This window comes from Tabrizicola sp., assembly GCF_034366665.1.
GTDB lineage: Bacteria > Pseudomonadota > Alphaproteobacteria > Rhodobacterales > Rhodobacteraceae > Tabrizicola.
Genome location: NZ_JAXMMF010000032.1, coordinates 16,843 through 39,237 on the forward strand (window position 1 = coordinate 16,843; position 22,395 = coordinate 39,237).

Here is a 22,395-nt window from a genome sequence, read left to right on the forward strand (position 1 = left end):
TAACAACCCCTCCTCGTCATGGCAGGAACAAAAGTCCGTCCGCGCCAGTGCCAAGCTGGTTCAGTTCGGCCGCTGTCAGCGGCGCCGGAGCGGTCTGGTACTGCCGCAACAGCCGGGCGGCCGCCTCGGACGACAGGTATTTCCCGTCCGGTTGCGTCGCCGTCCGCCAGACCAGCATCCCGCTGTCGTCCAGATACAGCCCGCTGACCTCGATGTAGTCGACTCCCCGCTGCAGAAACAGCATCGCCTCCTCGCCCGGCCGCAGCGGCAGAAGGTCTGCCACCACCAGAAGGCAGCCCGGCTGCCCCGTCTCCAGCCGCACCTTGCAGACCTGCAGCCAGTCCTGCAGCTGATACTCTTCGGCCGCGCCCAGGATCACGTCGCGCATCCCCGTGGCCGAGGTCGGCTGCACCGGCAGAAGCGCCGTCAGCTCGGCAAGCAGCGCAGGCCCGTTGTCCGCCTGCCCCGTCGTCTCGCCCCCCAGAACCGCCGCCAGCTCCTCCTGGCCCGGCTCGGTCGCCTTCGCCTCCAGAACCGCCAGCACCCCGGCCCCCGGCTTGCCCCAGGACCGCAGGGCAGAGGGGTCCAGGGCCTGGACCCCTTCGGCCTCGTACCGCGCCAACTGGCTGGCGGCCGAGATCCGCTCGGCATTCAGTACCGGCGTCAGCCACAGCGCCGCCAGTGCCAGAACCCCCAGCGCGATGCGGATGTTGCCCTGGCGGATCCGCTCCATCCAGGCACCGCCCCGCAGGACCGAGACGGCATAGACCAGCCCGTAGACCAGCCCCACAGCCGCCACCAGGACGACGAACAGCCGCTCTGGCGACCAGCCCCGGTCCGCCACCCGCAGCCAGACCGCCCACAGCGCCAGCGCCGCCACCACGGGCAGGATCAGCGCCAGGCCTTGCGTACAGCGGACCAGAAGCGGGCTTTGCGTCGCATCGGCATCAGACTGGTCAATGGCAATCGACACCAGCGCGATCCCGCCGCCGACCATCGTCAGCAACAGCGTCGCCGGAGACAGCCCGCTGACCAGCCCCTCCAGTCCGCGGAACGGCAGCGCGATCAGGAAGACCGCCATCACACCCAGCACCACTGGCAGGAACAGCCGGAACACCCGCAGGACGACGTAGGGCGACAAGAGATCGGCGAGGTCATGGATCACCGCCATGCCCAGCCCGAAGATTGCCCCCCCCAAGGCCAGCGCCACCAGCCTGTCCGTCAAGAGCTTGCCGATGATGTCGATGCCGACGATTTGCAGCAGCTCGTCCGACAGGAAGATCACCAGCCAGACCAGCCCGGTGAAGGCCCCCGCCGCGGCAAAGCGCAGGGCGATGGACCAGGCCTCCAGGAACAGGACCGGGTAGTCGTTCCAGCGGCTGCGCACCCGGGCAATCAGGAACGGCAGCGGCAGCGTCGACAGCGTGAAGATCGCCAGCGCCGGGATCACGCCGAAAAGCATCTGATCCACCGTGTCGAACCGCAGCGCCCCAAGCCAGGCCAGCGCGCCCACCACCACCCCCAGGGCCAACGACCTTGGCACCGCGCGACGCAGGCCGATCGGTCCCGCCAGGGCCATCACCGCGCCGAAGGCCGTGATCAGAAGGACAAACAGCGCCAGCGCCGGAAAATCGCCCAGCCAGGTCCGGTCCGCAGCCTCGATGGCCGCCCAAAGCGCAGCCCCGCCCAGCGCGCCCGTCAGGGCAAGCCTGATCCGTGCCGCAATCTGGCCCGTCATGTCACATACTCCCGGTTCCGTCCGCCCTTATGCGTCTGGGCAGTGTCGCGCATAGTCAGGATTTCCCGCCGCTTGCCAAGCGTTAACATATTAGGCAGGCTGAAACTGTCCGATGGAGCAATCCCCACATGCCCGCCACGATCCGCCCCTTGCGGCCCGGCGACCACGACCAGTGGCGCCAGCTTTGGACCGGCTATCTGCAGTTCTACCAGACTTCGGTGCCCGAGGAGGTCTACGCCTCGACCTTTGCCCGCCTGCTCGGGTCGGACCCGCGCGATTTCTCGGCGCTGGTGGCAGACCAGGACGGCACGCTTCTTGGCCTGACGCATTACCTCTTTCACCGGCATTGCTGGAAGATCGAGGACGTCTGCTACCTGCAGGACCTCTACGTCGCGCCCGAGGCGCGTGGCACCGGCCTGGGCCGCGCCCTGATCGAGGCGGTCTATGCCGCCGCCGATGCCGCTGCGGCCCCCGCCGTCTACTGGCTGACGCAGGACTTCAACCACGACGCCCGCCAGCTTTACGACCGGGTGGCGAAGGTCACCCCCTTCATCCGCTACAACCGCCCACCGAAATAGGACTCAGACCCCGGCGGTCGGTGAACCAGTCTGAAAAGTCATTTCAAGGGCGCGGGCCAGCACCCATAGAGGCGGCCCCGCAGCTTGTCCGATGGAATGTAGGTCGCCACGACGAGAAGACGCAGTCGCACGAGGAGCCAGCCCCCGCCTGTGCGTCTTACTTCTGCAATGCCTTCAGATACTCCGCGATCTGCACCAGCCTGACCGGGGTCGGCGTTGCGATCCCGTCGCCGCCGTCATAGGGCACCAGGTCGCCCTGCAGCAGTCCCGCAAACTCCGGCATGGGCGAGGCCTCATCCTGCCGACCTGGCGCGACCCCGGTATAGCCCCAGATCTTCGCCATCACCCGCGTGCCGGGAAAGACCCCGCCGTTCTTTGCCGACAGCTGCGTCAGGTCGGCCGGCTTGCGGTCCAGCGCCGCCGCCCCCTCGCCGTCGCCCTTGCCGGACATCCCGTGGCAGGCCGCACAGAAATCGGCAAAGTCCTCGGACCCGCTGGGCAGCGTCTCGCGCTCGACACAGGCTCCCAACACCAGGGACAGCGACAGGATCAGCAAAGGGTGGCGCATGGTGGTGTCTCCTTATGGTCGCAGTGGACCGTGTTCAGCCTGCCTGCGCCTTGATCTAGGTCACCTGGCCCGCGGTCAGCCGTACCACCCGGTCCATGCGGGCGGCCAGATCCAGGTTGTGCGTCGCGATCAGCGCCGAAAGCCCCGTCGCTCGCACCAGTTCCATCAGCACACCGAACACCTGGTCCGAGGTGCCTGGGTCGAGGTTCCCCGTCGGCTCGTCCGCAAGCAAAAGCTTCGGCCCGTTGGCCAAGGCGCGGCAGAAGGCCACGCGTTGCTGCTCGCCACCCGACAGCGCCGCGGGACGATGCCCCGCCCGCGCAGCGACGCCGACCTTGCCCAGAAGCTCCATCGCCCGCGCCTCGGCCACGGCTTTGGCCACACCGTTGGCCAACTGCGGGATCACCACGTTTTCCAGCGCACTGAACTCCGGCAGAAGATGGTGGAACTGGTAGATGAACCCCACATCGCCGCGCCGCGCCTCGGTCCGCGCCCGGTCTGAAAGCCCGCCCATCTCGCGCCCGTCCAGCCGCACCGTACCACTGTCCGCCACGTCCAGAAGCCCCGCGATATGCAGCAGCGTCGACTTGCCCGCGCCGCTTGGCGCCACCAGCGCCACGACCTCGCCCCGAGCGACTGACAGGGTCGCCCCCCGCAGCACGATCACCTCGGACGGTTTGCCCCGGTTGTAGCCCTTCTCGACACCCTCGAGGGCCAGCATCTCACTCATAACGCAGGGCCTCCACCGGGTTCATCCGCGCCGCGCGCCGGGCCGGGAAGAAGGTGACGATGAACGACAAGCCCAGCGACAGCGCCACCGCCGACATGACGTCGCCCAGCTGCAGCTTGGCCGGCAGCGAATAGATCCCCCGGATCGACGGATCCCAGACCTCGGCCCCGTTCACCCAGTTGATCGCACTCATGATCTGGTCGATGTTCAGCGCGGTCAGGCACCCCAGAGCCACCCCGGCGATGGTCCCGATCACCCCGGTAAATGCCCCGCAGATGAAGAACACCCGCAGGACCGACCCCTCGGTCAGCCCCATCGTCCGCAGGATGCCGATATCCCGACCCTTGTTCTTCACCAGCATGATCAGACCCGACACGATGTTCATCGCCGCGATCAGCACCAGAACCGAGAGGATCACGAACATCACGTTGTCCTCGATGTCCAACGCCCGCAGGAAGGCCCCCGAACTGTCCTTCCAGGTCCACAGCATCGCCACCGGCCCCGCCGCATCCAGGATCGGCTGGCCATAGCCTTCGATGGCATCGGGGTTCTCGACCATCACCTCGATCTCGTCCGCGCGACCCTCCTTGTTGAAGAAGCTCTGCGCCTCCACGAAAGGCATGTAGATCCGAGTGGTATCAATATCATACCGCCCCGCGCTGAAGATATAGACCACCTCGTAGGCATTGACCCTGGGCGTCGTCCCCATCGCCGTCCGCACCCCGCCCGGAGCGATCAGCCGCACCCGGTCGCCAACGCTGACCCCCAGCTCCCGCGCGATCCCGGACCCCAGCGCGATCCCTTCGGGAAACCGCGCCAGATCCCCGATCGCATCCGACCCCGCCCCGATCCGCGGGATGCTGGCGAACTCCTCCGGCGACATCCCGAAGACCTCGGCCCCGGTCGTGTCCTCGCCGTCCGAGACCATGAGCTTGCCCTTGATCAAGGGCGCCGCGCGTGTCACCCCCGGCACCTTGGCAATCGCCGCCGCCATCGCATCGGGGTCGGTAAAGCCCCGGATCAGCTGGCCATCCTCGCCCACCACGCCCGCCGAATAGACCGTCACATGCGCGTTGGCCCCCAGGATCGTGTCCACGAACTCGGCCCGGAACCCTGCCCGCACCGCCAGCGTCAGGATCAGCGCAAAGACCGCCAGCGTGATGCCGATCAGGCTGATCCAGGTCATGACGCTGACCCCGCCCTCGGCCCGCCGCGCGCGCAGGTAGCGCCAGGCGATCATGAATTCAAAGCCCGAAAACGGGCGCGTGCTTTGTGCCATCTGCCTTTTCGCCCGTTCGGGCCCCTGTTCGGGCTCTTGTGAAGTGCCCGGCAACCTGCGGGACAGGGCGTGAAAGGTCAAGGCATGCCCGCCGGGGCGGATTTCCGCGCGGCCGCCGCTCGCGCTTTCGTGCGCGGCCCCGGCTTGCGCTATCCTCCTCCCCCGCGGCCGAACAGCGCCCGCGAACCATCAATCACGAGGGACCCCATGCGCATCACATCCGCCCTTCTGGCACTCGCCGCCACCGGCTTTCTGTCCGCCTGCACCAGCGAAGAGGTCTGCACTACCGAGCTTGCCCAGAAAAAGGCCACCGATCTTCTGACCAGAATGCAAGAGGTCGCCACCACCGACGCCGCCAAGCTGGCCCAGCTTGCCCCCAAGGTCCAAGAACTTGCCGCCAAGGCCAGCGCCCAAGGCGACGACCTGCAGGCCGCCTGCAAGGCGATGGACGAGATGATGGTTGAACTGTCCAAGTGATCCCCGCGGTCCGGGCCGCCGCAGGTCTGGGCTGCGAAACCTCCGGTCCTGTCCAGGCCCGTGGTCCTTCGCCGCCCCCAGGCAGCCAACCCTGAAACTGAGCCGGTTCTTCACCCGAAGCCACCCGAAGCCACCCAGTCGCCCAACGCCAAAAGGCAGCACTCCCCTCGCTCTTTCACATTTGCCCAAATATCCCCGCCGGAGGCCCTTCACCCAAGCCGGTTGCGCGTTCTTCACGCGCAGAGGCGAGACAAAAGGCGTGCGGCGCAAGCCGCTCCTGTTGCGCGCAGCCGCCCCCCCCGATTGCATCGTTCAGGCCACCGCGCCCGCGTAGGGTGGGTCGTTCTGCGCCCGAAGGCGCAGGTTGACCCACCATCCGCAAACGGCCCCAAGAACAATATCCCAGACCGCCGACCGCCGACCGCAAAAGTTCAAAAGTCGGTGGGCGCCCCACCCTCCTGTTTCCGCCGCGCGACGAAGCGCTGCAGCTCTTCCAGGTGGTCCCCGTTCATTTCTGGTGCCTCGAACTCGGCCAGGATCTGCTTGTAGATCCGGTGCGCCCGCTCGACCGTCCAGACCGACCCGTCCGCTTGCCAGGCCTCGTAGTTCCGCCAGTCCGACACGATCGGCGCATAGAAGGCGTCCTGATAACGGTCCTGAGTATGCTGGACCCCGAAGTAATGCCCGCCCGCGCCCACTTCCTTGATCGCGTCGAAGGCCAGGTCCTCGTCCCGGGTGGCGAATGTCGCCTCCTCGAAGTAGCGCTGGATCATCTGCAGGACCTCGCAGTCCATGATGAACTTCTCGGGCGAGGCGATCAGCCCCCCCTCCAGCCAGCCTGCCGCGTGATAGACCATGTTGGTGCGGCTCTGCACGGCGGACCAGAGGCTGTTCGACGTCTCCCACATCGCCTGCCCGTCCGGCACGTTCGCCGCACAGACCCCCGACGCCCGCATCGGCACACCGTAGTAGCGCACCAGCTGCCCCGTCATCTGCGTCGCCCGCATGTATTCGGGCGTGCCGAAAGCGGGCGCCCCCGACTTCATGTCGACGTTCGAGGTGAAGGTCCCGATCGCCACCGGACAGCCCGGCGCGATGTACTGAAGGAGAGCAACAGCCGCCAAAGCCTCGGCAATCGACAGCGCCACCGCCCCGGACATCGTGACCGGAGCCATCGCCCCCGCCAGCGTGAAGGGCGTCACCACCACCGGCTGCCCCCGCTTGGCCATCCGCATCGCCCCGTCCAGCATCGGATAGTCGTGCTTCAGGGGCGAGACCGAGTTGATGTTGGTATACATCCGCGGCTTGGCCTGGAACTCCGCCTCCGTCAGACCCCCGGCCAGTCGGACCATCTCCATCACGTCCTCGACCCGCTCGGCCCCAAGGCTGTAGGCGTGGACCACCTTGTCGGTCAGGGTCAGCTTTTCGTACAGGCAATCCAGGTGCCGGACGGAGGCATGGATATCCACCGGCTCCACCGGATAGCCGCCCGCGATATGGATGCAGTTGAAGTACTGCGTCAGCTTCATGAACTCGCGGAAGGTTTCGAAGTCGCCCGACCGCTTGCCGCGTTCCATGTCCCAGGCGTTCGGCGGGGACGAGACGTTCACGAACAGCATGTGCTTGCCGCCCATGATCAGCTCACGCTCGGGGTTGCGCGGCGTGATCGTGAAGGTCTCGGGCGCGCGGGCGACCATCTCCATCACGAAGTCCTCGTCCATCCGGACGTTGGTCCCGTTCACGATGCAGCCCGCACGGCGCAGATGCTCCACCGCCTCGGGGTTCAGGAACTCGATCCCGATGTCGCGCAGGATGCGCATCGCGGTCTTGTGGACGCGCTGCACCGCCTCGGCATCCAACGGCTCGGTCGGAGCGTCGGGGTTCACCGGAATCCGCCAGGGCATCTGGTCGATCACCGCCGTGCCTGCGCGGACCTTCATCCCCGCCCGCCCACCGGCGCGCTTTCTCCGAGCTGGTTCATCCGCCATCGTCACTCTCCATTCGCTTGCCGCGAAGATGACGGAAGCCGGGCGGTTGTGGTCACTGCATTTGCGACGAAAAAGCGTCGTTTTTCGCGCGGGGGGCGCAGATTCAGGCCTGAAGGCCGGAAAGCCATGCCGGAATGGCCCCGATATCGTCCAGCACGACATCGGCGTGGGGGGCAAGCTCTTCGCGCTTCGCAACCCCGGTCAGGACCGCGATCGTCCGCATTCCCGCCGCCCGCCCAGCGTCCAGATCATGCCGACTATCGCCCACCATCGCCACCCGCCCCGGCTGAAGCCCGGTCTGTCGCACGAAGGCCAGGCACATCCCCGGCCCCGGCTTCGCCCCGTGGCCCGAGTCATAGCCGGCGATGAAGTCGAAGCAGTCAGTGATCCCGTGGGTCTGAAGATGCTGCCGCGCGGGCGCTTCGGAATCGTTCGTTGCCAGCCCCAGCCGCAGCCCCCGCTCGCGCAAGGCCTCCAGAAGCGGGCGCAGCGGCACCGCCTCGGACATCGGCGCCATCCCGGCGCTTGCGTCGATCCGGTCGGTCAGCTCGGCCAGCGTCATGCCCGGAAGTTCCGGCAACAGCGCTGCCGCGATATCGGCGGCAGTGGCGGCGATCACCGGGCTGTCGGGCGCAAAGGTCGCCGAGGCAAGATCATAGCCGATGGCCCGCCCCAGCCGGGCGGCATGCCCCTCGTCCGACGCGATCCGGCGCAGGAACGTCGCGGCCCATTGGCCCCAGCTGATCCGGAAGTCAAAGAGCGTCCCATCCTTGTCGAAGATCAGCCCGTCGATCATCATGCCCCTCAGGTCCAGTTCATCACCGCGCCGCCAGGCAAGGCCGCGCGGGCCGCCTGGGGTGCCGTATAGGGATGGCCCTCGGCATCGCAGAAAGCAACCACCCAGCGGTCATCCTGCAGCAGGAAATCCAGCACGGCCGCCAGGAAGTCAGGATCGGTCGCACGGCTGCGCAGTTCGGCAATGCCGGTACCGCTGGCGGTCAGGAAAACCGGAAAGATCTCGTCGTCCGCCGCGATCCAGCCAAGGGCCTGGATCGCAAGGGTCTGAGCAACTTCTGGTTGCATTGTTCTCGCTTTCATAGCCTTCTGGTGTCAGCAGATGAAATTTGATCTCCTGCCAGCAATCAGAAAGGATTTCTTAACCTTCCCGACGGCAGAGTTGTCCACAACAAGTGGAATGAAAAGACGGCATCTGGGATGAGCGCACGGATTCTCATCGTTGACGACGTGGCGGCGAACCGGATCGTCCAGCAGGCCCGGCTTACGGCGGCCTTCTACGATCCGATCCTGGCCGCCGACGGCGCGACCTGCCTCGCCGTGGCGCGGGAAGAACGGCCCGATCTGGTGCTGCTGGACATCGGTCTGCCCGACATCTCTGGTCTGGAAGTGATGCAGCGGCTGCGTCGCGACCCGGCCAGCCGCGACATTCCCGTCATCGCGCTGACGGCCTCTGGCACGGCCGAGGAACGGCTGGCCGCCTTCGCCTCGGGTGCCGACGATGTCATGGACCGGCCCGCGAACGAACGTGTCCTGCTGTCCCGTCTGCGCAACCTTTTGCGGCTGAAGGCGGAAAGCGAATTTCCCTCGACCGAGGGGCTGGCGATTGCCGGTCTGGCCGAGGCACCCCTGGCATTTGAGCCGCAGGGCACCATTGCCGTCGTGGGCTCGGACCCCGGCAATCCGCTGTGGGCGCAGCTGGCAGGCAAGATGCGCGACCGGCTGGTCATGGTCTCGCGGCGCGAGGCGCTGGCCGAAATCTCGACCGGCCACACACTCCCCGAGGTGTACATCCTGCACGACGACGGCCGGAACCCGTCAGGCACGCTGCGTCTGTTGTCCGAACTGAAAAGCCACCAGGCCACCCGCCATGCTGCCGTCTGCGTGGTCGGCCCCGCGGGTGAGGGGGACGAGGCGGCTATGGCCTTCGACCTTGGCGCGGACGATGCCGTCGGCCCCGACATCACGGCCGAGGAACTGGCCCTGCGCACCCGTGGCCTTTTGCGCCGCAAGCGCCAGTCGGACCGGCGGCGCGCGCGGATGCAGGACGGCTTGCGTCTGGCGATGCGCGACCCATTGACCGGGCTATACAACCGCCGCTGCGCCGCGCCGCAGCTTGCCGCCATCGCCGCCCGCGCGCGTGAGGACGGGTCGCAGTTTGCCGTCATGGTCATGGACCTTGACCGCTTCAAGCAGGTGAACGATGCCTACGGCCACGCTGCCGGGGATCAGGTGCTGGTCGAAGTGGCCCGCCGCCTGACTGCCAACCTGCGCGACACCGACATCCTGGCCCGCATCGGCGGCGAGGAGTTTCTGGCCATCCTGCCGCAAAGCTGCATGGCTGTCGCCCGCCGGGTGGCCGAACGGCTGTGCCAGACGATGGACGACCAGCCGATCCGGCTGCACTCGGGCGAGGAGTTGCGGGTCACCGTTTCGATCGGCGTCGCGGTGGCGGGCGCTGGTGGTGAAGACAGCTATGCCATCGAGGGGCTGGTGGAACAGGCCGACCTTGCCCTGCTGGAATCGAAGGGCGCCGGGCGGAACCAGGTCACCTACCGGCTGTCGGCGGCCTAGTCGCGCACGCCGCCCTCGCGGCCACCCCTGCGCAGGCCCTTTTCCAGCCGGTCGGCAAAACGCTGGCGGTCCTCGGTCGACATCTCGATCAGACGCGTCTCGATCAGGCTGCGCCCCAGTTGCAGCCGCTCGGCATTGCGCGTCTCGATGGCGGACAGGGCGGCCTTCATCGCCTCGGGGTCGAAGGGGTTCGCGCGCAGCGTTTCCAGCAGCGTCTCGAACTCGGCCCGGGCCTCGGTCCGCGCGGCGCGGAATTCTCCCATCCGGTCCAGAAGCGCCCGCCGGATCTCGCGGCGGTCGCTGTCATCCAGCGCCTCGCTGAACGGGCCGAAGGACATGTCGCGCGGCATGTCACGGTGCCCGCCCCCCAGCCAGGCCCCGACCGCCAGCCCCGCGACGCACAGGTTCAGCGCGACCGAGACCGCAAGCGCAATCTTCACCCCGCGCGACGAGGTGCCCGGCGGGGTCGATACGACCGGCGGCAGAGGCGGCGCAGGGGTGGGCGGCGCGGTATTCTGGGGGTCGCTCATCGCAGTCAGCCTTCCGTGGTCAGAAAATCGGCCTGCGGGAAAAACTCGGCCGTTTCGGTCGAGCTCCCGGTCAGGTAATTCAACGTGGTTGGGCTAAGGTAGCCCAGGGCCAGCCCGAAGACCGCTGCCGTCCCCAGCCCCGCCAACACCGGAGGCCCGCCAAAAAGTCCCGACAGGCGCGCAAATAGGCCAGGACGCGGCACAGACCGCACGGTCAGCGCCGCAGGCTGCAGGGCCAACCCATCGGCCAGCACCCGGTTCATCAGCGCCTCGGACGGCAGGGCGGGCCGCCGCGCCGCACGGGCCAGGAGGTCGTCCAGATCATCCTGCATCTCGGTCATCCTCATATCCCAGGTCGTCCTTGCGGCCCGACAGTATCGCCGCCAGCGCCCGCTTGCCGCGCGCGGTCAGGCTTTCCACCGCTTCCACCCCGATCTCCATGATCGCTGCAATTTCGGGGTTCGTCATCCCTTCCAGGTGGCGCAGCACCACCGCCTGCCGCTGCCGGTCCGGCAGGTCGGCCAGTGCCGCCTCCAGCGCCGCCATACGCCCGGCCTCCTGCAACTGCGCTTCCGCCCCGACGGCGCCATCGGCCACTTCGGGCGCATCGTCCAGCGCCATCTGCCGCCTGCGCCCCCGCGACCGCTGCCGGTCGATGCAGAGGTTGGTGGCGACCCGGTAAGCCCAGGTCGTCACCTTGGTTTCACCCTGCCGCCACTGGGGGGCAACGCGCCAAAGCCGCAGCATCGTTTCCTGAGCCACGTCCTCGGCCTCGGCCCGGTCGCCGCCCAGAAGCCGGGCCGAGTAGGCCAGCACGCGCGGGGTGACGCGCTGGGTCAGCGCCAGCGCGGCATGACGGTCGCCATTGGCATAAAGCACCATAAGCGCCTCGTCCGAGGTGTCCCCATGCGCGTCGAAGGCCATCGTCATTCCGTCTGCTTAGCGGCTGGGCGGCTGGGCCGCAAAGCCCTAGTTGTTGCCCATGCCGCCGCCGTGGCCGCGCTTGCCACGGTGCTGCATGGCGTCTTCCGCCTCGGCTTTCGAGATCGCGCCGTCGTTGTCGGTGTCAAGCCGCGCAAAGTGACGCTCGCCCGGACCCTGGCCCATCTCGTCCTCGGACAGACTGCCGTTGCCGTCGTTGTCCATGTTGTCCAGCATCGCCTGCGTGCGTTCGGCCATCCGCGCCTGCATCTTCGCCATCTGGTGCGCCGACAGTTCCTCGGGGCTGAGAGCGCCATCGCCGTTGGTGTCGGCGGCGGCGAATTCGGCCTTGCGGTGCGCCTGAAGCTCGGCCAGCGTGACCTTGCCGTCACTGTCGGCGTCGATGGCGTCGAACATCTGGGTCAGCATGCCGCCGCGGCCTTCGCCGCCCATGCCGTCACCCATACCGCCGCCCATACCCTTGTTCTGGGCCAGCGCCACGGTGCCAAGCAGGGCACCCGTCAGTGCCAGCGTAACCAGAACCGTCTTTTTCGAAGCAGACATCTTCTTCTCCTGTATCCGGGGCCGGTGTTTCGACCCTCATGCCCTTCAAACGGACGCAGTCAGGGTTTCCGTCGCAAGTTCTTGCGACATCTGGGCACAGGGCGGGACTTCCCTCTGTGAAGCCCGGCGCGAAGCGACTATGCTCGGCCTCCTGCAACGCCCCCAAGCCCTGGGGCCGGACCCCGGACTTTGCTCATGACCACCGTTGACACTGCCCAGCCCCTCGCAACCGAGGATCGCCCGCTGAAGCCCGCGCTTTTGCGCGGCTGGCGGCGGCGTTGCCCGAATTGCGGCGCAGGCCCGATGCTGCGCGGCTATCTGAAGGTGCGCGACACCTGCCCGGTCTGCGGCGAAGAACTGCACCACCACCGCGCCGACGATGGTCCGGCCTACCTTACGATCCTGATCGTGGGCCACCTCCTCGCGCCGATTCTTCTGATCACCTTCACCAAGTTCCGGCCCGAGCCCCTGGTCATGGCCGTGGGCTTCACCATCGGCACCGTGGCGCTGTCGCTGTATCTTCTGCCCCGGCTGAAGGGCGCACTTGTCGCCCTGCAATGGGCCAACCGGATGCACGGCTTTGCAGACCGCCCAAATGACTGACGAGCCGATCCGCCCAGCCGCCACCGTCGTCCTCTGGCGCGAAAGCGCCCAGGGTCCGCAGGTCCTGATGGGCCAGCGCGGCGAGGGGGCGGTCTTCATGCCGTCGAAGTTCGTCTTCCCGGGCGGCCGGGTTGACCACGAGGACGCCGAGGCCGCCCGCCCGGGATTTCTGACGCCCGACTGTGCCCGCCGCCTGATGCTGATGGTCGCACCCGACGCGCCTTCGCCCGGTACTCTGGTCGCCACAGCCCTGCGCGAACTGACCGAGGAAACCGGCTTGAACCTTGCCACGATGGAGCATCCCACGCTGCGCTTCATCTTCCGCGCCATCACGCCCCCAGGCCGGAGCCGCCGCTTCGACGCGCGCTTTCTTCTGGCCCATGCCGACAGCCTGGACACCAACCGCGAGGACTTCACCCTCGCCTCGGGAGAGCTTTCTCACCTGCGCTGGCTGCCCCTGCCCGAGGCGCGCGCCCTGGATCTGCCCTTCATCACCGAGGTCGTTCTGGCCGAGGTTGCGGCCCTAGTGGCGGGCCACGACCAGCCCGGCGTGCCGTTCTTCGACAACTCCGGCACCACCCCGCAATTCCGCCGGCTGGTCTAGCACTCCGCCCTTGTCGACCGGGAAGACCGGATGCGGCACCGGGTCCTTGGCGCGGAACAGGAACTCCCGGAAGATCTGAACATAGCTCGCGTAGCGGTAGCTTTCGTTCCGCCGCAGGTAATGCTCGCGGTTGCCAAAGTAGAGACCCGGCAGCTTGTACCAGGCCACACCCGGATGCATGTGGTGGACCACGTGGAAATTGTTGTTCAGGAACAACAGGCTCAGCGGCCCCCGGCTTTCGATCACCACCGTGCGCGCCCGCGCCGCCTCGTGTGCGCGGTGTTCCAGGAAGGTGCGGATCTTCAACAGGCTCCAGCCCAGGTAAGCCGCCAGCACATAGGCCCATCCCGGCATCGCGCCCACCCATTCCAGCCAGGTCCAGACCAGCGCCAGCCCGGCCGCATGCAGGCCCCAGGCCAGCGTCACCCGATGCTCGCCCCGCCGGATCGCCGCCCAGTCGCCCGCCCCCAGCGCCCAGGCCGAGATCGCGGGCCCGACCAGCATCCGTCCGAAGAGCGTGTTGTTGAACCGCAGCAGCGCCCGCTTCGCACCCGACAGCCGCGCCCAGACGGCGGGGTCAAGGTAGTTCGACTCTGGGTCGTCATAGGGGTCGGTCAGCGCCGGGTCGAAATGGTGCTGCAGGTGCAAGTCCTTGAAGCGCAGGTAGGGCACAAAGACCGTCAGTCCGGGGAACACCAGCGCCTCGGACAGGGTTTGCGACCGGAACGGATGGCCGTGCAGCACTTCGTGGGTCAAGGAGGAATACTGCCCGATGGCCAGCGATGCCGCCAGGATCGCAAGGGTGGGCGACAGGGTCCAGAGATAGGTGGTTGCCAGGGCCCAGAGGCTGTAGGTTGCCGCGAAGACGATCAGGGTGGGCCATTCGACGGCCCGGGTCTCGGTCTGCAAGATTGTTCCCGGCGCTGGAGTAACGTTCGTGTGACGCTAGCAAATCGGCGCGCCGGCTGGAATTCGGGATATTGTAAACTTTACCCATCACTCGTTTTGGATAAGCTGCACCTGATGGATAAAATCGACAAACGCGACCGTGCCCCCCAGTTTCGCGCCCGGCTGGCCGAGGCGATGGCGGCGCGCAAGGTGACCCAGGCCGAGCTTGCGCGGCAAACCGGGGTGGACCGCTCGACCATCTCGGCCCTGCTCCAGGACGGCACCCGGATGCCGAATGCCCAGCTTGCCGCCGACTGCGCCCGTGCGCTGGGGATCAGCGCCGACTGGCTGCTAGGCCTCTCGGGCCGGCCCGAACCCATCGCGGACCTTCTGGCCGCGTCCCTAAGCCTCACCGAGGCGCCCCGCGCGTTGATCGACGAACGCATCTTCGGCTGGCATCAAGAGGCGGCGGGCTACAAGATCCGCCATGTCCCGGCGACCTTGCCCGACATGCTGAAGACCCGCGCCGTGGTGGAATGGGAATACGAGCCCCAGCTGGGCCGCACGGCCGAACAGGCCATCGGCGCCTTCGAGGACCGGCTGCGCTGGATGCGCGGGGCGGGGTCAGACTATGAAATCGCGCTCCCGCTGCACGAACTGACCGCCTTCGCCACCGCCTCGGGCTACTATGAAGGGCTGGATGCCGACATCCGCCGCGCCCAGCTGCGCCATCTGATGACGCTGTGCGAGCAGCTTTACCCGTCGCTGCGGCTTTGTCTTTTCGACGCAAGGAAGCTCTTTTCGGCCCCCGTCACTGTCTTTGGCCCCCTCTTGGCGGTGATCTACCTTGGCCGCCACTACCTGGCCTTCCGCGACAGCGCCCGGGTGGAAACCATCACCCAGCACTTCGACCTTCTGGTCCGCGAAGCCGAGGTCGGCGCGCGCGACATGGTCGGCCATTTGCAGACGCTTCTGAACCGCGTCGACTGACCGCTCCTCGTGCGACTTCGTCTTCTCGTCGCAAGGCGCAGCGCCAGCGAGGAGTGACGAAGTCATCGACGAGCGGTGGATCAAAGCGCGGTCAGCGCGTCCGTCCGGTAGCCGTTGAAATCGAAGATCTCCCGCGCGGCGTTCAGCCGATCGCCCGGGATCGCGCCCCGGTCCAGGATGATCCCGAACCGCCCCGAGGGGGTGCCGATGGCCAGCGTCCGGTAGCCCACATCGACCCAGATCACCCACCAGTCCTCACCCTTCACCCGCAGCCGCCCCGGCCCGACCAGCGGTGCGGTGCCCGAGACCGCCTCGGCTTTCCCGGCCAGGCAAAGCGTCCCGCGCAGTTGCAGCCCGCCCGCGACCGGAGTGAACTCGACCGCGCCCGCATCGCAAGACCCCGCGGTCCGGAAATCCGCGACCTGCCGCCAGGTTCCTGCGACATCAGCGGGCTGGAACGCTGCCGCCGACCAGATCGGATCGCCCGCCGCCCGGAAGGCCGTCGGCGCCGGGGCTTTCGCCGCGCAACCCGCCAGCACCAGAACCAGCGCCAAAGCTATTCGATACACAGGGTCACCCGCATTCCGTTGTCCTGCAGGATCTCGTTGCAACCGTACATCGGCTTGAACGGCGCGCAGGTGCCGGATCGCGCCAGACAGACGCTGTCGCACTGGCTTTCCCGCTCGCAGCGTTTGCCCGAGTCCCTTGTCTGGAAGACGCAGGCCCGCCCCTCGCCCTTGCCGACCCGTGCCCAGCGGCCCTTCTTCTTCTCGCAGGCCAGTTGCTGTTCCGACTTCGGCGTCACCGGAATCTCGGCCAGGTCGGGCTGCGGCGCGGGGTCCGCTGCGGTGGCGGCTGGCGCTGGCTCGTCCGCAGCGGCCAAGGCGGCTTGCGGGGCGGCGGTCTCGGTGCCTGCGGCGTCAGGAGTGGCCGCGGCAACAGGAGAGGCCGCCTCGCCGGACGGCGCGTCCAGGGCTGTCACCTCGATGGGGTCTCCCACAACCGCGTTGGGCGTCACATCGTCCGGCGACTTGCCCGCAGGCCCCGGGCCACCTGCCTGACAGGCGGCCAGCAGTCCCGTGGCACACAGAAGCACGGCAGCAAGGGACAGACGGCACGGCTTGCGGGGCATCGGGTTCTCCGGTTTGGGGCAACACCTGCCTTGATCCGTCCCGCGCCGCAAGTCCCGTCAGTAAGGGGCCGGGTAGGCCCGGTGGGTTTCCGCTATGTCCTCCAGCACCTCTGACGACAATGTGACCCCAGCCGCCCCGATGTTGGTGCGCAACTGCTCCAGCGTCGTCGCCCCGATGATCGGGATCGTCGGGAAGGGCCGCGTCCGGGTAAAGGCAATCGCCATCTGGCAGGGGTCGAGGCCATGCCGCGCCGCCACCCCCAGATAGGCCGCCACCGCCGGGAAGACCTGCGCCGTCACCCGCCCCGACAGGTCCGGGTTCAGGCTGCGGCGTGAGCCTTCGGGGATCACGTCCCCCGCATATTTCCCCGACAGAAGGCCCGTGGCCAGGGGCGAGAAGGCCAGAAGCGGCATGTCTTCGATCACCGAAAGCTCGGCCCAGTCGGTGTCGAACTGGCGGCACAAGAGGCTGTATTCGTTCTGCACCGTCGCCATGCGCGGCAGGCCCAGCGTGTCGGCCAGATGCAGCCAGCGTGCCGCCCCCCAGACGGTCTCATTGGACAGCCCGATGGCGCGGATCTTGCCCTCGGTCACCAGCGCCTGCGCCGTGGACAGGATGTCGGTCATGTTGGCCGTCTCGGCCGCCCGGTCCAGCTTCGGCGGCTGATAGCGCCACATCTGGCGGAAATGGTAATGCGCCCGGTTCGGCCAGTGCAGCTGGTAAAGGTCGATGTAATCGGTCTGCAGGCGTTTCAGGCTGGCCTCCACCGCCGTCCGCATCGTGGCCCCCGTCGTCACCTCGCCCGGGCGCAGGATCGGCCCCTTCCCCGCCACCTTGGTCGCCAGCACCACCCGGTCCCGCCCACCGCGCGCGGCAAACCAGGTGCCGATGATCTCTTCGGTCCGCCCGGCGGTTTCCGCCCGCACCGGGTTCACCGGATACATTTCCGCCGTGTCCCAGAAGGTGACGCCCGCCTCCAGCGCCATGTCCATCTGGGCGTGGCCCTCGCTTTCCGTGTTCTGCGTGCCCCAGGTCATCGTGCCAAGGCACAGCTCGGAAACCGTCAGGCCGGTCTTGCCAAGGGTCAGCGTCTTCATCGGGGAACTCCTTCTGGGTGCGGGCAAAGCTAGGCCGGTTCCGTGACAGGGCAAAGACCCACACTTGAGAACATTACGCGAACACGCTAGCTTTTCCACATGAGTCTGCCAATCCAGAGCCGCCGCCCCCAGGCGCAGCAACCGCTTGCCGGGGACCTGACCCTGCAGCGGGGCCGGGTGCACGAACTGTGCGGCCCCTCGCGCCTGATGCTCGCCGCCCGGATCATGGCCAAGACCCAAGGCCCGGTGATCTGGATCCGACCCGGCTGGGCCACCGAGCGCCTGAACGCCGCCGGTCTGCAGCCCCTCGCCGATCCCGCGCGTCTGATCCTGGTCCAGGCCCAGCGCGACGAAAGCCTCCTCTGGGCGGCCGAAGAATCGCTCCGCTCCGGCGCGGCCCCGCTGGTCATTGCCGAGCTTCTGTCACCCCCCGCCCTGACCCCCACCCGCCGCCTGCATCTGGCGGCCGAGACGGGGGCCGAGGCCGCGCGGCGCGACAACGCCACCCCGCCGCTCGGCGTGGTCCTGCTGCCGGGCACGGGGGGCGCGCAGGGCGTGGAAAGCCGCTGGCACATGGCCCCCGCCCCCAGCCGTGCGCTGCTGTGGGCCGAGGAGGACAGCTTCACCCTGACCCGCATCCGCGCCCGCCTTCTGCCCCCCGCCAGCTGGTCGCTGCGCATCCGGCCAAAGGAAGAAGAACTGGAGCCAAGGCCCCTGCCCGACCTCTGACTTGACCTCGATCATGGAACCTTCCGCCCGGATATGGCCTTCCTTGCCCTGACCACAGCAAGGAGACAGTCATGCAGATCACCTTTCCCGGCAAAACCGCCCTTGTGACCGGCGCAGGCTCTGGCATCGGCGCGGCCATCGCCACCGGCCTTGCCGCCAGCGGTGCCCGAGTCCTGGTCCAGGACCTGAACCGCGACGCCGCCGCCCGCGTGGCCGAGGCGATCACCCAGGCTGGAGGCGAAGCCCGCGCCACTGGCGGCGATGTGGCCGATGCCCCCACGGTCGAACGCCTGGTGACCGAGGCCGCCGATTGGGGCGGGGGCCTGCACCTTCTGGTCAACAACGCCGGGATCGGCGGGCCGATGCTGCCCACCGGAGAATACACCATCGAAGGCTGGCACCGGGTGATGGACGTCAACCTCAACGCCGTCTTCTACGGCATGCGCTACGCCATTCCCGCGATGCTGGACGCGGGCGGGGGCGCAATCGTCAACATCGCCTCGATTCTCGGCTCGGTCGGCTTTGCCAACGCCTCGGCCTACACCGCTGCAAAGCACGCGCTGCTGGGCCTGACCCGCGCCGCCGCACTGGAATACTCGGCCAAGGGCATCCGGGTGAACGCCATCGGCCCCGCCTTCATCGACACGCCGCTTCTGGGCAACCTGCCCCCCGGCGCGAAAGAGGCGCTGATCGGCGCGCATCCCATCGGTCGGCTCGGCCGGTCGGAAGAGGTTGCAGACCTGACGCAATTCCTGCTGTCGGACCGCGCCAGCTTCATCACCGGCTCGTATCACCTGGTCGACGGCGGCTACTGCGCGCAGTAGCGCCCGGAACGCCCCCACGGCAGCTTGATTTTGTCTTGCAACCCCCCGGTGCTACCCTTGGCCTAGCCACCGGAGGGTCCCATGCGCCGACTTGTCATCCTTGCCGTCGCCGCACTGGCCCTTGGCCCGCCCGCACGGGCTGCGACCATCGCCTACCAGCTTGACCCCGTCGCCTCGACCGTGGCGTTCGAGACCGACTTCGGTCCCGACAAGATCACCGGCTCGATCCCCCTGGACAAGGCCAACCTCTCGCTTGATTTCGACAATGTGGCGAACTGCACGGTCGATGTCGCGCTGGACGTGACCGGGGCCAGGGCCAGCTTTCCCTTCGCCGCCCAGGCGTTGAAAGGCCCGAAAGTGCTGGCGGCCAAGGATCATCCGCAGATGACCTTCACCAGCACATCGGTCAGGGGCGCCGGGGATTCGGCAAATGTCACCGGCAACCTGACCATCCGCGGCGTCACGAGGACTGTCACCCTCAAGGCGCAGCTTTTCCGGCCACAAGGCAGCGCCAAGGGCGACCTCGACCATCTGACCGTCAAGCTTTCGGGCCGCGTCAACCGCTCGGATTTTGGCGCGACGGGCTGGGCCGATATGGTTGGCGACGAGGTCCGCATCCTGATCACGGCCCGGATCGACGCAAAGGGCTGACGCATGGCACTTCGCAACAGCCCGGACGCGTTCGGTCTTGTCACAAGGGTGATCCACTGGACCATGATGCTTCTGGTCATCGGCCAGCTGGCGCTTGGCCTGCGTATCAGCGACCTGCAGCCGGGGCTGGCCACCCTCTGGCTTTACGGCCTGCACAAGACCACCGGCTTTGCCATCTTCGCGCTGATCGTGCTCCGCATCGTCTGGCACATCACCAGTCCACCCCCGCACCCCATCGGCCCGCGCAACGCCGCCTTCTGGGCCGCCCGCGCCGCACATTGGGCGATCTACGCCCTGCTGATCGCCATCCCGTTGACCGGCTGGGCCGGCAGCTCCGCCACCGGCATCGACGTCATGATCGCCGACCGCTGGACCGTGCCGCCGCTGGTCGAACCGTCCGTGTTTGGTGAGGCCATGTGGTTCCGCTGGCACGACACCCTGACCAAGGTCCTGATGGCTCTTGTCACCATCCACATGCTCGCCGCCTTCAAGCGCGAGATGGAGGGCGACGGGACCCTGACCCGGATGCTGAAAGGCAAGGCCTAGCGCCGCTGGCCCTTTGCCCGCGCTTGGGCTAATCAATCGCCGGACTCAAGCGAAGGCGCAGACATGGCACGTATCCTCATCACCTCGGCCATACCCTACATCAACGGCATCAAGCATCTGGGGAACCTTGTCGGCTCCCAGCTGCCCGCCGACCTTTTCGCCCGCTTCAACCGCGCGATGGGGCATGAGGTGATGTTCATCTGTGCCACCGACGAACACGGCACCCCCGCCGAACTGGCGGCCGCCAAGGCTGGAAAGCCCGTCGAAGCCTACTGCGCCGAGATGCATCAGGTGCAGGCCGACATCGCGCGCGGCTTCCGGCTGTCCTTCGACCATTTCGGCCGGTCGTCCAGCCAGCGCAACCACCGGCTGACCCAGCATTTCGCTGGCAAGCTGGCGGAGAACGGCCTGATTGCGGAAGTGTCGGAAAAGCAGGTCTTCTCGATCGACGACAACCGCTTCCTGCCCGACCGCTATATCACCGGCACCTGCCCGAACTGCGGGTATGAAGCGGCGCGCGGCGACCAGTGCGAAAACTGCACCAAGCAGCTGGACCCGACCGACCTGATCAATCCCCGGTCGTCGATCAGCGGCAGCACGAACCTTGAGGTGCGCGAGACCAAGCACCTCTACCTCAAGCAGCGCGCGCTGCGCGACAAGCTGGAGGCGTGGATCGACAGCAAGAAAGACTGGCCGATTCTCACCACTTCGATCGCGAAGAAATGGCTGAACGACGGCGACGGGCTGCAGGATCGCGGCATCACCCGCGACCTTTACTGGGGCATCCCGGTGAAAAAGGGCGACCAGCCCTGGCCGGGGATGGAAGGCAAGGTCTTCTACGTCTGGTTCGACGCCCCCATCGAATACATCGCGGGCACTGCCGAATGGGCCGATGCCAAAGGCCTGGGCGATGACGCCTGGGAACGCTGGTGGCGCACCGACAAGGGCGCCGCGGACGTGACCTACTACCAGTTCATGGGCAAGGACAACGTCCCCTTCCACACCCTGTCCTTCCCCGCCACCATCCTGGGGTCCGGAGAACCGTGGAAGCTGGTCGACTACCTCAAGTCCTTCAATTACCTCAATTATGACGGCGGCCAGTTCTCGACCAGCCAGGGCCGCGGCGTCTTCATGGACCAGGCGCTGTCGATCCTGCCCGCCGACTACTGGCGCTGGTGGCTTCTGTCCCACGCGCCGGAATCCAGCGACAGCGAGTTCACGTGGGAGAATTTCCAGACCAGCGTGAACAAGGACCTGGCCGACGTGCTGGGCAACCTCGTCTCCCGCGTGACCAAGTTCGCCGTGTCGAAGTTCGGCAACACCGTCCCCGCTGGCGGCCATTTTGGCCCCCTGGAAACCGCCCTCATCGCCGACCTTGGCGCGCGCATCGCCGACTACACGGCCTTCATGCAGCAGATGGAGGTCCGCAAGGCCGCCGCCGAACTGCGGGCGATCTGGGTCATCGGCAACGAATACCTGCAATCCGCCGCGCCCTGGTCCGTCGTCAAGACCGACCCCGAGCAGGCGCAGGCCATCATCCGCCTCGCGCTGAACCTGATCCGCGTCTACGCGGTCCTTTCGGCCCCCTTCATCCCCGATGCGTCAGCCACGATGATGAAGGCTGTGGGCAGCGACGACTGGACCTGGCCCGCCGACATCTCGGCAGCGATGCGCACGCTTTCCGCCGGTCACGCCTTCGAGGTGCCCGAGAACCTGTTCCGCAAGATCACCGACGAAGAGCGCGCCGACTGGCAGACCCGCTTCTCTGGCGTGAGGACCTAGGCGGATCTTCGCCAGCCGTGCAGCCGCAGCAGACCTCTGGAGCATCGGCCCATGCAACCCCCGATTGCGCAGACCCGGGCCGCAGGCTTACCGCAGGAAGACGCGCCGCGCCGGGCGCGCTGTGCCGGTCTGGAAACACTGCGTTCTCAAAAGCTTGCAGATCCAAGCTTGGAACCAACGAATCGCTGACCGGACCGGTGCTCAAGCGGCGCGAAGCCGTCGGAAAAAGGTTCGTTTGCAGGCGCAGAAACACCACTGAAGCAGGCGAATATTTGCGTGCCCGGCGCGACCGCAGAACAGAATTCCGCCAACTCTGAAATCTTGGGGAGGCAGATCGCCAACAACGATGGTAATCTCTGCCCACCAAACCCGAGTCGCTGCCCCCGACTTGCTGCCTGTCAGGAGAACTCGCGAGATGACCCAAGTTCTGCAATCGCGCCCTCGATCCCTCAGAACCTATGCCGCCGCCGCCCTGTTCCTTGCCGTCTATGGTGGAGTGCTGGTCTTCGTATTCGCACCCAAGGACTTCATTTCGGTGCAATCGCCCACCGCCCTGATCGCGTCCGATTGACCGATCCCCGACGGC

General features: G+C 67.2%; 27 protein-coding genes. 12 read left to right on the forward strand and 15 right to left on the reverse strand.

Going from position 1 to position 22,395, the window contains the following annotated elements; all coding sequences use genetic code 11:
* Positions 1–16 precede the first annotated feature (16 nt).
* Positions 17–1,738 carry a hypothetical protein gene (locus U1E69_RS04120; RefSeq protein WP_322243051.1) on the reverse strand — a complete coding sequence of 574 codons (1,722 nt, stop codon included), beginning with the start codon at positions 1,736–1,738 and terminating at the stop codon, positions 17–19.
* 128 nt (positions 1,739–1,866) lie between these two features.
* On the opposite strand from U1E69_RS04120, the gene U1E69_RS04125 reads away from it, so the two are divergent.
* Entirely contained in the window at positions 1,867–2,316 is a 450-nt protein-coding gene (locus tag U1E69_RS04125; protein WP_322243052.1) for a GNAT family N-acetyltransferase, read from the forward strand.
* Between the two features lie 157 nt (positions 2,317–2,473).
* On the opposite strand, the gene U1E69_RS04130 is transcribed toward U1E69_RS04125, so the two are convergent.
* From U1E69_RS04130 to U1E69_RS04140, 3 genes are read right to left on the reverse strand one after another with little or no spacing between them, the layout of a single operon-like run.
* Positions 2,474–2,884, reverse strand: a complete 411-nt coding sequence (locus tag U1E69_RS04130) for a c-type cytochrome (RefSeq protein ID WP_322243053.1) — start codon at positions 2,882–2,884, stop codon at positions 2,474–2,476.
* A 55-nt stretch (positions 2,885–2,939) separates the two neighbouring features.
* Positions 2,940–3,614 (reverse strand): ABC transporter ATP-binding protein, encoded by a 675-nt coding sequence (locus tag U1E69_RS04135; protein WP_322243054.1) that lies wholly within the window; start codon positions 3,612–3,614, stop codon positions 2,940–2,942.
* Entirely contained in the window at positions 3,607–4,893 is a 1,287-nt protein-coding gene (locus tag U1E69_RS04140; RefSeq protein WP_322243055.1) for a lipoprotein-releasing ABC transporter permease subunit, read from the reverse strand. Before U1E69_RS04140 ends, U1E69_RS04135 begins: the two co-directional genes overlap by 8 nt.
* A 207-nt stretch (positions 4,894–5,100) precedes the next feature.
* On the opposite strand from U1E69_RS04140, the gene U1E69_RS04145 reads away from it, so the two are divergent.
* Positions 5,101–5,370 carry a hypothetical protein gene (locus U1E69_RS04145; RefSeq protein WP_322243056.1) on the forward strand — a complete coding sequence of 90 codons (270 nt, stop codon included), beginning with the start codon at positions 5,101–5,103 and terminating at the stop codon, positions 5,368–5,370.
* 431 nt (positions 5,371–5,801) lie between these two features.
* On the opposite strand, the gene U1E69_RS04150 is transcribed toward U1E69_RS04145, so the two are convergent.
* From U1E69_RS04150 to U1E69_RS04160, 3 genes are all read right to left on the reverse strand, one after another.
* On the reverse strand, positions 5,802–7,358 hold the full coding sequence (locus tag U1E69_RS04150) for a trimethylamine methyltransferase family protein (protein ID WP_322243057.1): 1,557 nt from the start codon (positions 7,356–7,358) through the stop codon (positions 5,802–5,804).
* Between the two features lie 103 nt (positions 7,359–7,461).
* The gene (locus U1E69_RS04155) at positions 7,462–8,154 is read right to left on the reverse strand and encodes an HAD family hydrolase (protein ID WP_322243106.1); all 693 of its coding nucleotides are present in this window, start codon (positions 8,152–8,154) and stop codon (positions 7,462–7,464) included.
* An 8-nt stretch (positions 8,155–8,162) separates the two neighbouring features.
* Complete coding sequence (locus tag U1E69_RS04160) at positions 8,163–8,441, reverse strand: DUF3572 domain-containing protein (RefSeq protein ID WP_322243059.1); 279 nt, start codon at positions 8,439–8,441, stop codon at positions 8,163–8,165.
* A gap of 132 nt (positions 8,442–8,573) precedes the next feature.
* On the opposite strand from U1E69_RS04160, the gene U1E69_RS04165 reads away from it, so the two are divergent.
* The gene (locus tag U1E69_RS04165; RefSeq protein ID WP_322243060.1) at positions 8,574–9,947 is read left to right on the forward strand and encodes a diguanylate cyclase; all 1,374 of its coding nucleotides are present in this window, start codon (positions 8,574–8,576) and stop codon (positions 9,945–9,947) included.
* On the opposite strand, the gene U1E69_RS04170 is transcribed toward U1E69_RS04165, so the two are convergent.
* The 4 genes from U1E69_RS04170 to U1E69_RS04185 are packed head-to-tail and all read right to left on the reverse strand — an operon-like array spanning position 9,944 to position 11,962.
* Positions 9,944–10,477, reverse strand: a complete 534-nt coding sequence (locus U1E69_RS04170; protein ID WP_322243061.1) for a periplasmic heavy metal sensor — start codon at positions 10,475–10,477, stop codon at positions 9,944–9,946. The genes U1E69_RS04165 and U1E69_RS04170 overlap by 4 nt on opposite strands.
* Positions 10,478–10,482: 5 nt before the next feature.
* Positions 10,483–10,818 carry a dihydroorotate dehydrogenase gene (locus U1E69_RS04175; protein WP_322243062.1) on the reverse strand — a complete coding sequence of 112 codons (336 nt, stop codon included), beginning with the start codon at positions 10,816–10,818 and terminating at the stop codon, positions 10,483–10,485.
* Positions 10,799–11,407: an RNA polymerase sigma factor gene (locus U1E69_RS04180; RefSeq protein ID WP_322243063.1), complete on the reverse strand. Its 609-nt coding sequence runs from the start codon at positions 11,405–11,407 to the stop codon at positions 10,799–10,801. The genes U1E69_RS04175 and U1E69_RS04180 overlap by 20 nt, the downstream gene beginning before the upstream one ends.
* A 39-nt stretch (positions 11,408–11,446) precedes the next feature.
* A complete protein-coding gene (locus tag U1E69_RS04185; protein WP_322243064.1) occupies positions 11,447–11,962 on the reverse strand; it encodes an EF-hand domain-containing protein in 516 nt (171 codons plus the stop codon).
* Positions 11,963–12,157: 195 nt separating this feature from the next.
* Here U1E69_RS04185 and U1E69_RS04190 point away from each other — a divergent pair, with 195 nt between their 5' ends.
* A complete protein-coding gene (locus tag U1E69_RS04190; protein ID WP_322243066.1) occupies positions 12,158–12,565 on the forward strand; it encodes a DUF983 domain-containing protein in 408 nt (135 codons plus the stop codon).
* Positions 12,558–13,169 carry an NUDIX hydrolase gene (locus U1E69_RS04195; RefSeq protein ID WP_322243067.1) on the forward strand — a complete coding sequence of 204 codons (612 nt, stop codon included), beginning with the start codon at positions 12,558–12,560 and terminating at the stop codon, positions 13,167–13,169. The genes U1E69_RS04190 and U1E69_RS04195 overlap by 8 nt, the downstream gene beginning before the upstream one ends.
* Here U1E69_RS04195 and U1E69_RS04200 read toward each other — a convergent pair.
* Positions 13,089–14,078, reverse strand: coding sequence for a fatty acid desaturase (locus U1E69_RS04200; protein WP_322243068.1), 990 nt, complete (start codon positions 14,076–14,078; stop codon positions 13,089–13,091). The genes U1E69_RS04195 and U1E69_RS04200 overlap by 81 nt on opposite strands.
* Before the next feature lie 111 nt (positions 14,079–14,189).
* On the opposite strand from U1E69_RS04200, the gene U1E69_RS04205 reads away from it, so the two are divergent.
* Positions 14,190–15,047 carry a helix-turn-helix transcriptional regulator gene (locus U1E69_RS04205; protein ID WP_322243107.1) on the forward strand — a complete coding sequence of 286 codons (858 nt, stop codon included), beginning with the start codon at positions 14,190–14,192 and terminating at the stop codon, positions 15,045–15,047.
* Between the two features lie 80 nt (positions 15,048–15,127).
* Here the strand turns inward: U1E69_RS04205 and U1E69_RS04210 are convergent, their stop codons facing one another.
* From U1E69_RS04210 to U1E69_RS04220, 3 genes are read right to left on the reverse strand one after another with little or no spacing between them, the layout of a single operon-like run.
* Positions 15,128–15,616 carry a lipocalin gene (locus tag U1E69_RS04210; protein ID WP_322243069.1) on the reverse strand — a complete coding sequence of 163 codons (489 nt, stop codon included), beginning with the start codon at positions 15,614–15,616 and terminating at the stop codon, positions 15,128–15,130.
* Positions 15,604–16,179 (reverse strand): hypothetical protein, encoded by a 576-nt coding sequence (locus U1E69_RS04215; RefSeq protein WP_322243070.1) that lies wholly within the window; start codon positions 16,177–16,179, stop codon positions 15,604–15,606. Before U1E69_RS04215 ends, U1E69_RS04210 begins: the two co-directional genes overlap by 13 nt.
* A gap of 57 nt (positions 16,180–16,236) precedes the next feature.
* Entirely contained in the window at positions 16,237–17,277 is a 1,041-nt protein-coding gene (locus tag U1E69_RS04220; protein ID WP_322243071.1) for an aldo/keto reductase, read from the reverse strand.
* Positions 17,278–17,376: 99 nt separating this feature from the next.
* Here U1E69_RS04220 and U1E69_RS04225 point away from each other — a divergent pair, with 99 nt between their 5' ends.
* From U1E69_RS04225 to U1E69_RS04250, 6 genes are all read left to right on the forward strand, one after another.
* Positions 17,377–18,006 carry a hypothetical protein gene (locus U1E69_RS04225; RefSeq protein ID WP_322243072.1) on the forward strand — a complete coding sequence of 210 codons (630 nt, stop codon included), beginning with the start codon at positions 17,377–17,379 and terminating at the stop codon, positions 18,004–18,006.
* A gap of 71 nt (positions 18,007–18,077) precedes the next feature.
* Entirely contained in the window at positions 18,078–18,830 is a 753-nt protein-coding gene (locus tag U1E69_RS04230) for an SDR family NAD(P)-dependent oxidoreductase (RefSeq protein ID WP_322243073.1), read from the forward strand.
* 81 nt (positions 18,831–18,911) lie between these two features.
* A complete protein-coding gene (locus tag U1E69_RS04235) occupies positions 18,912–19,481 on the forward strand; it encodes a YceI family protein (protein ID WP_322243075.1) in 570 nt (189 codons plus the stop codon).
* 3 nt (positions 19,482–19,484) lie between these two features.
* Positions 19,485–20,027 carry a cytochrome b gene (locus U1E69_RS04240; RefSeq protein ID WP_322243076.1) on the forward strand — a complete coding sequence of 181 codons (543 nt, stop codon included), beginning with the start codon at positions 19,485–19,487 and terminating at the stop codon, positions 20,025–20,027.
* A gap of 63 nt (positions 20,028–20,090) precedes the next feature.
* The gene (metG, locus tag U1E69_RS04245) at positions 20,091–21,809 is read left to right on the forward strand and encodes a methionine--tRNA ligase (RefSeq protein WP_322243078.1); all 1,719 of its coding nucleotides are present in this window, start codon (positions 20,091–20,093) and stop codon (positions 21,807–21,809) included.
* A 415-nt stretch (positions 21,810–22,224) separates the two neighbouring features.
* The gene (locus tag U1E69_RS04250; RefSeq protein ID WP_322243079.1) at positions 22,225–22,380 is read left to right on the forward strand and encodes a hypothetical protein; all 156 of its coding nucleotides are present in this window, start codon (positions 22,225–22,227) and stop codon (positions 22,378–22,380) included.
* Positions 22,381–22,395 lie beyond the last annotated feature (15 nt).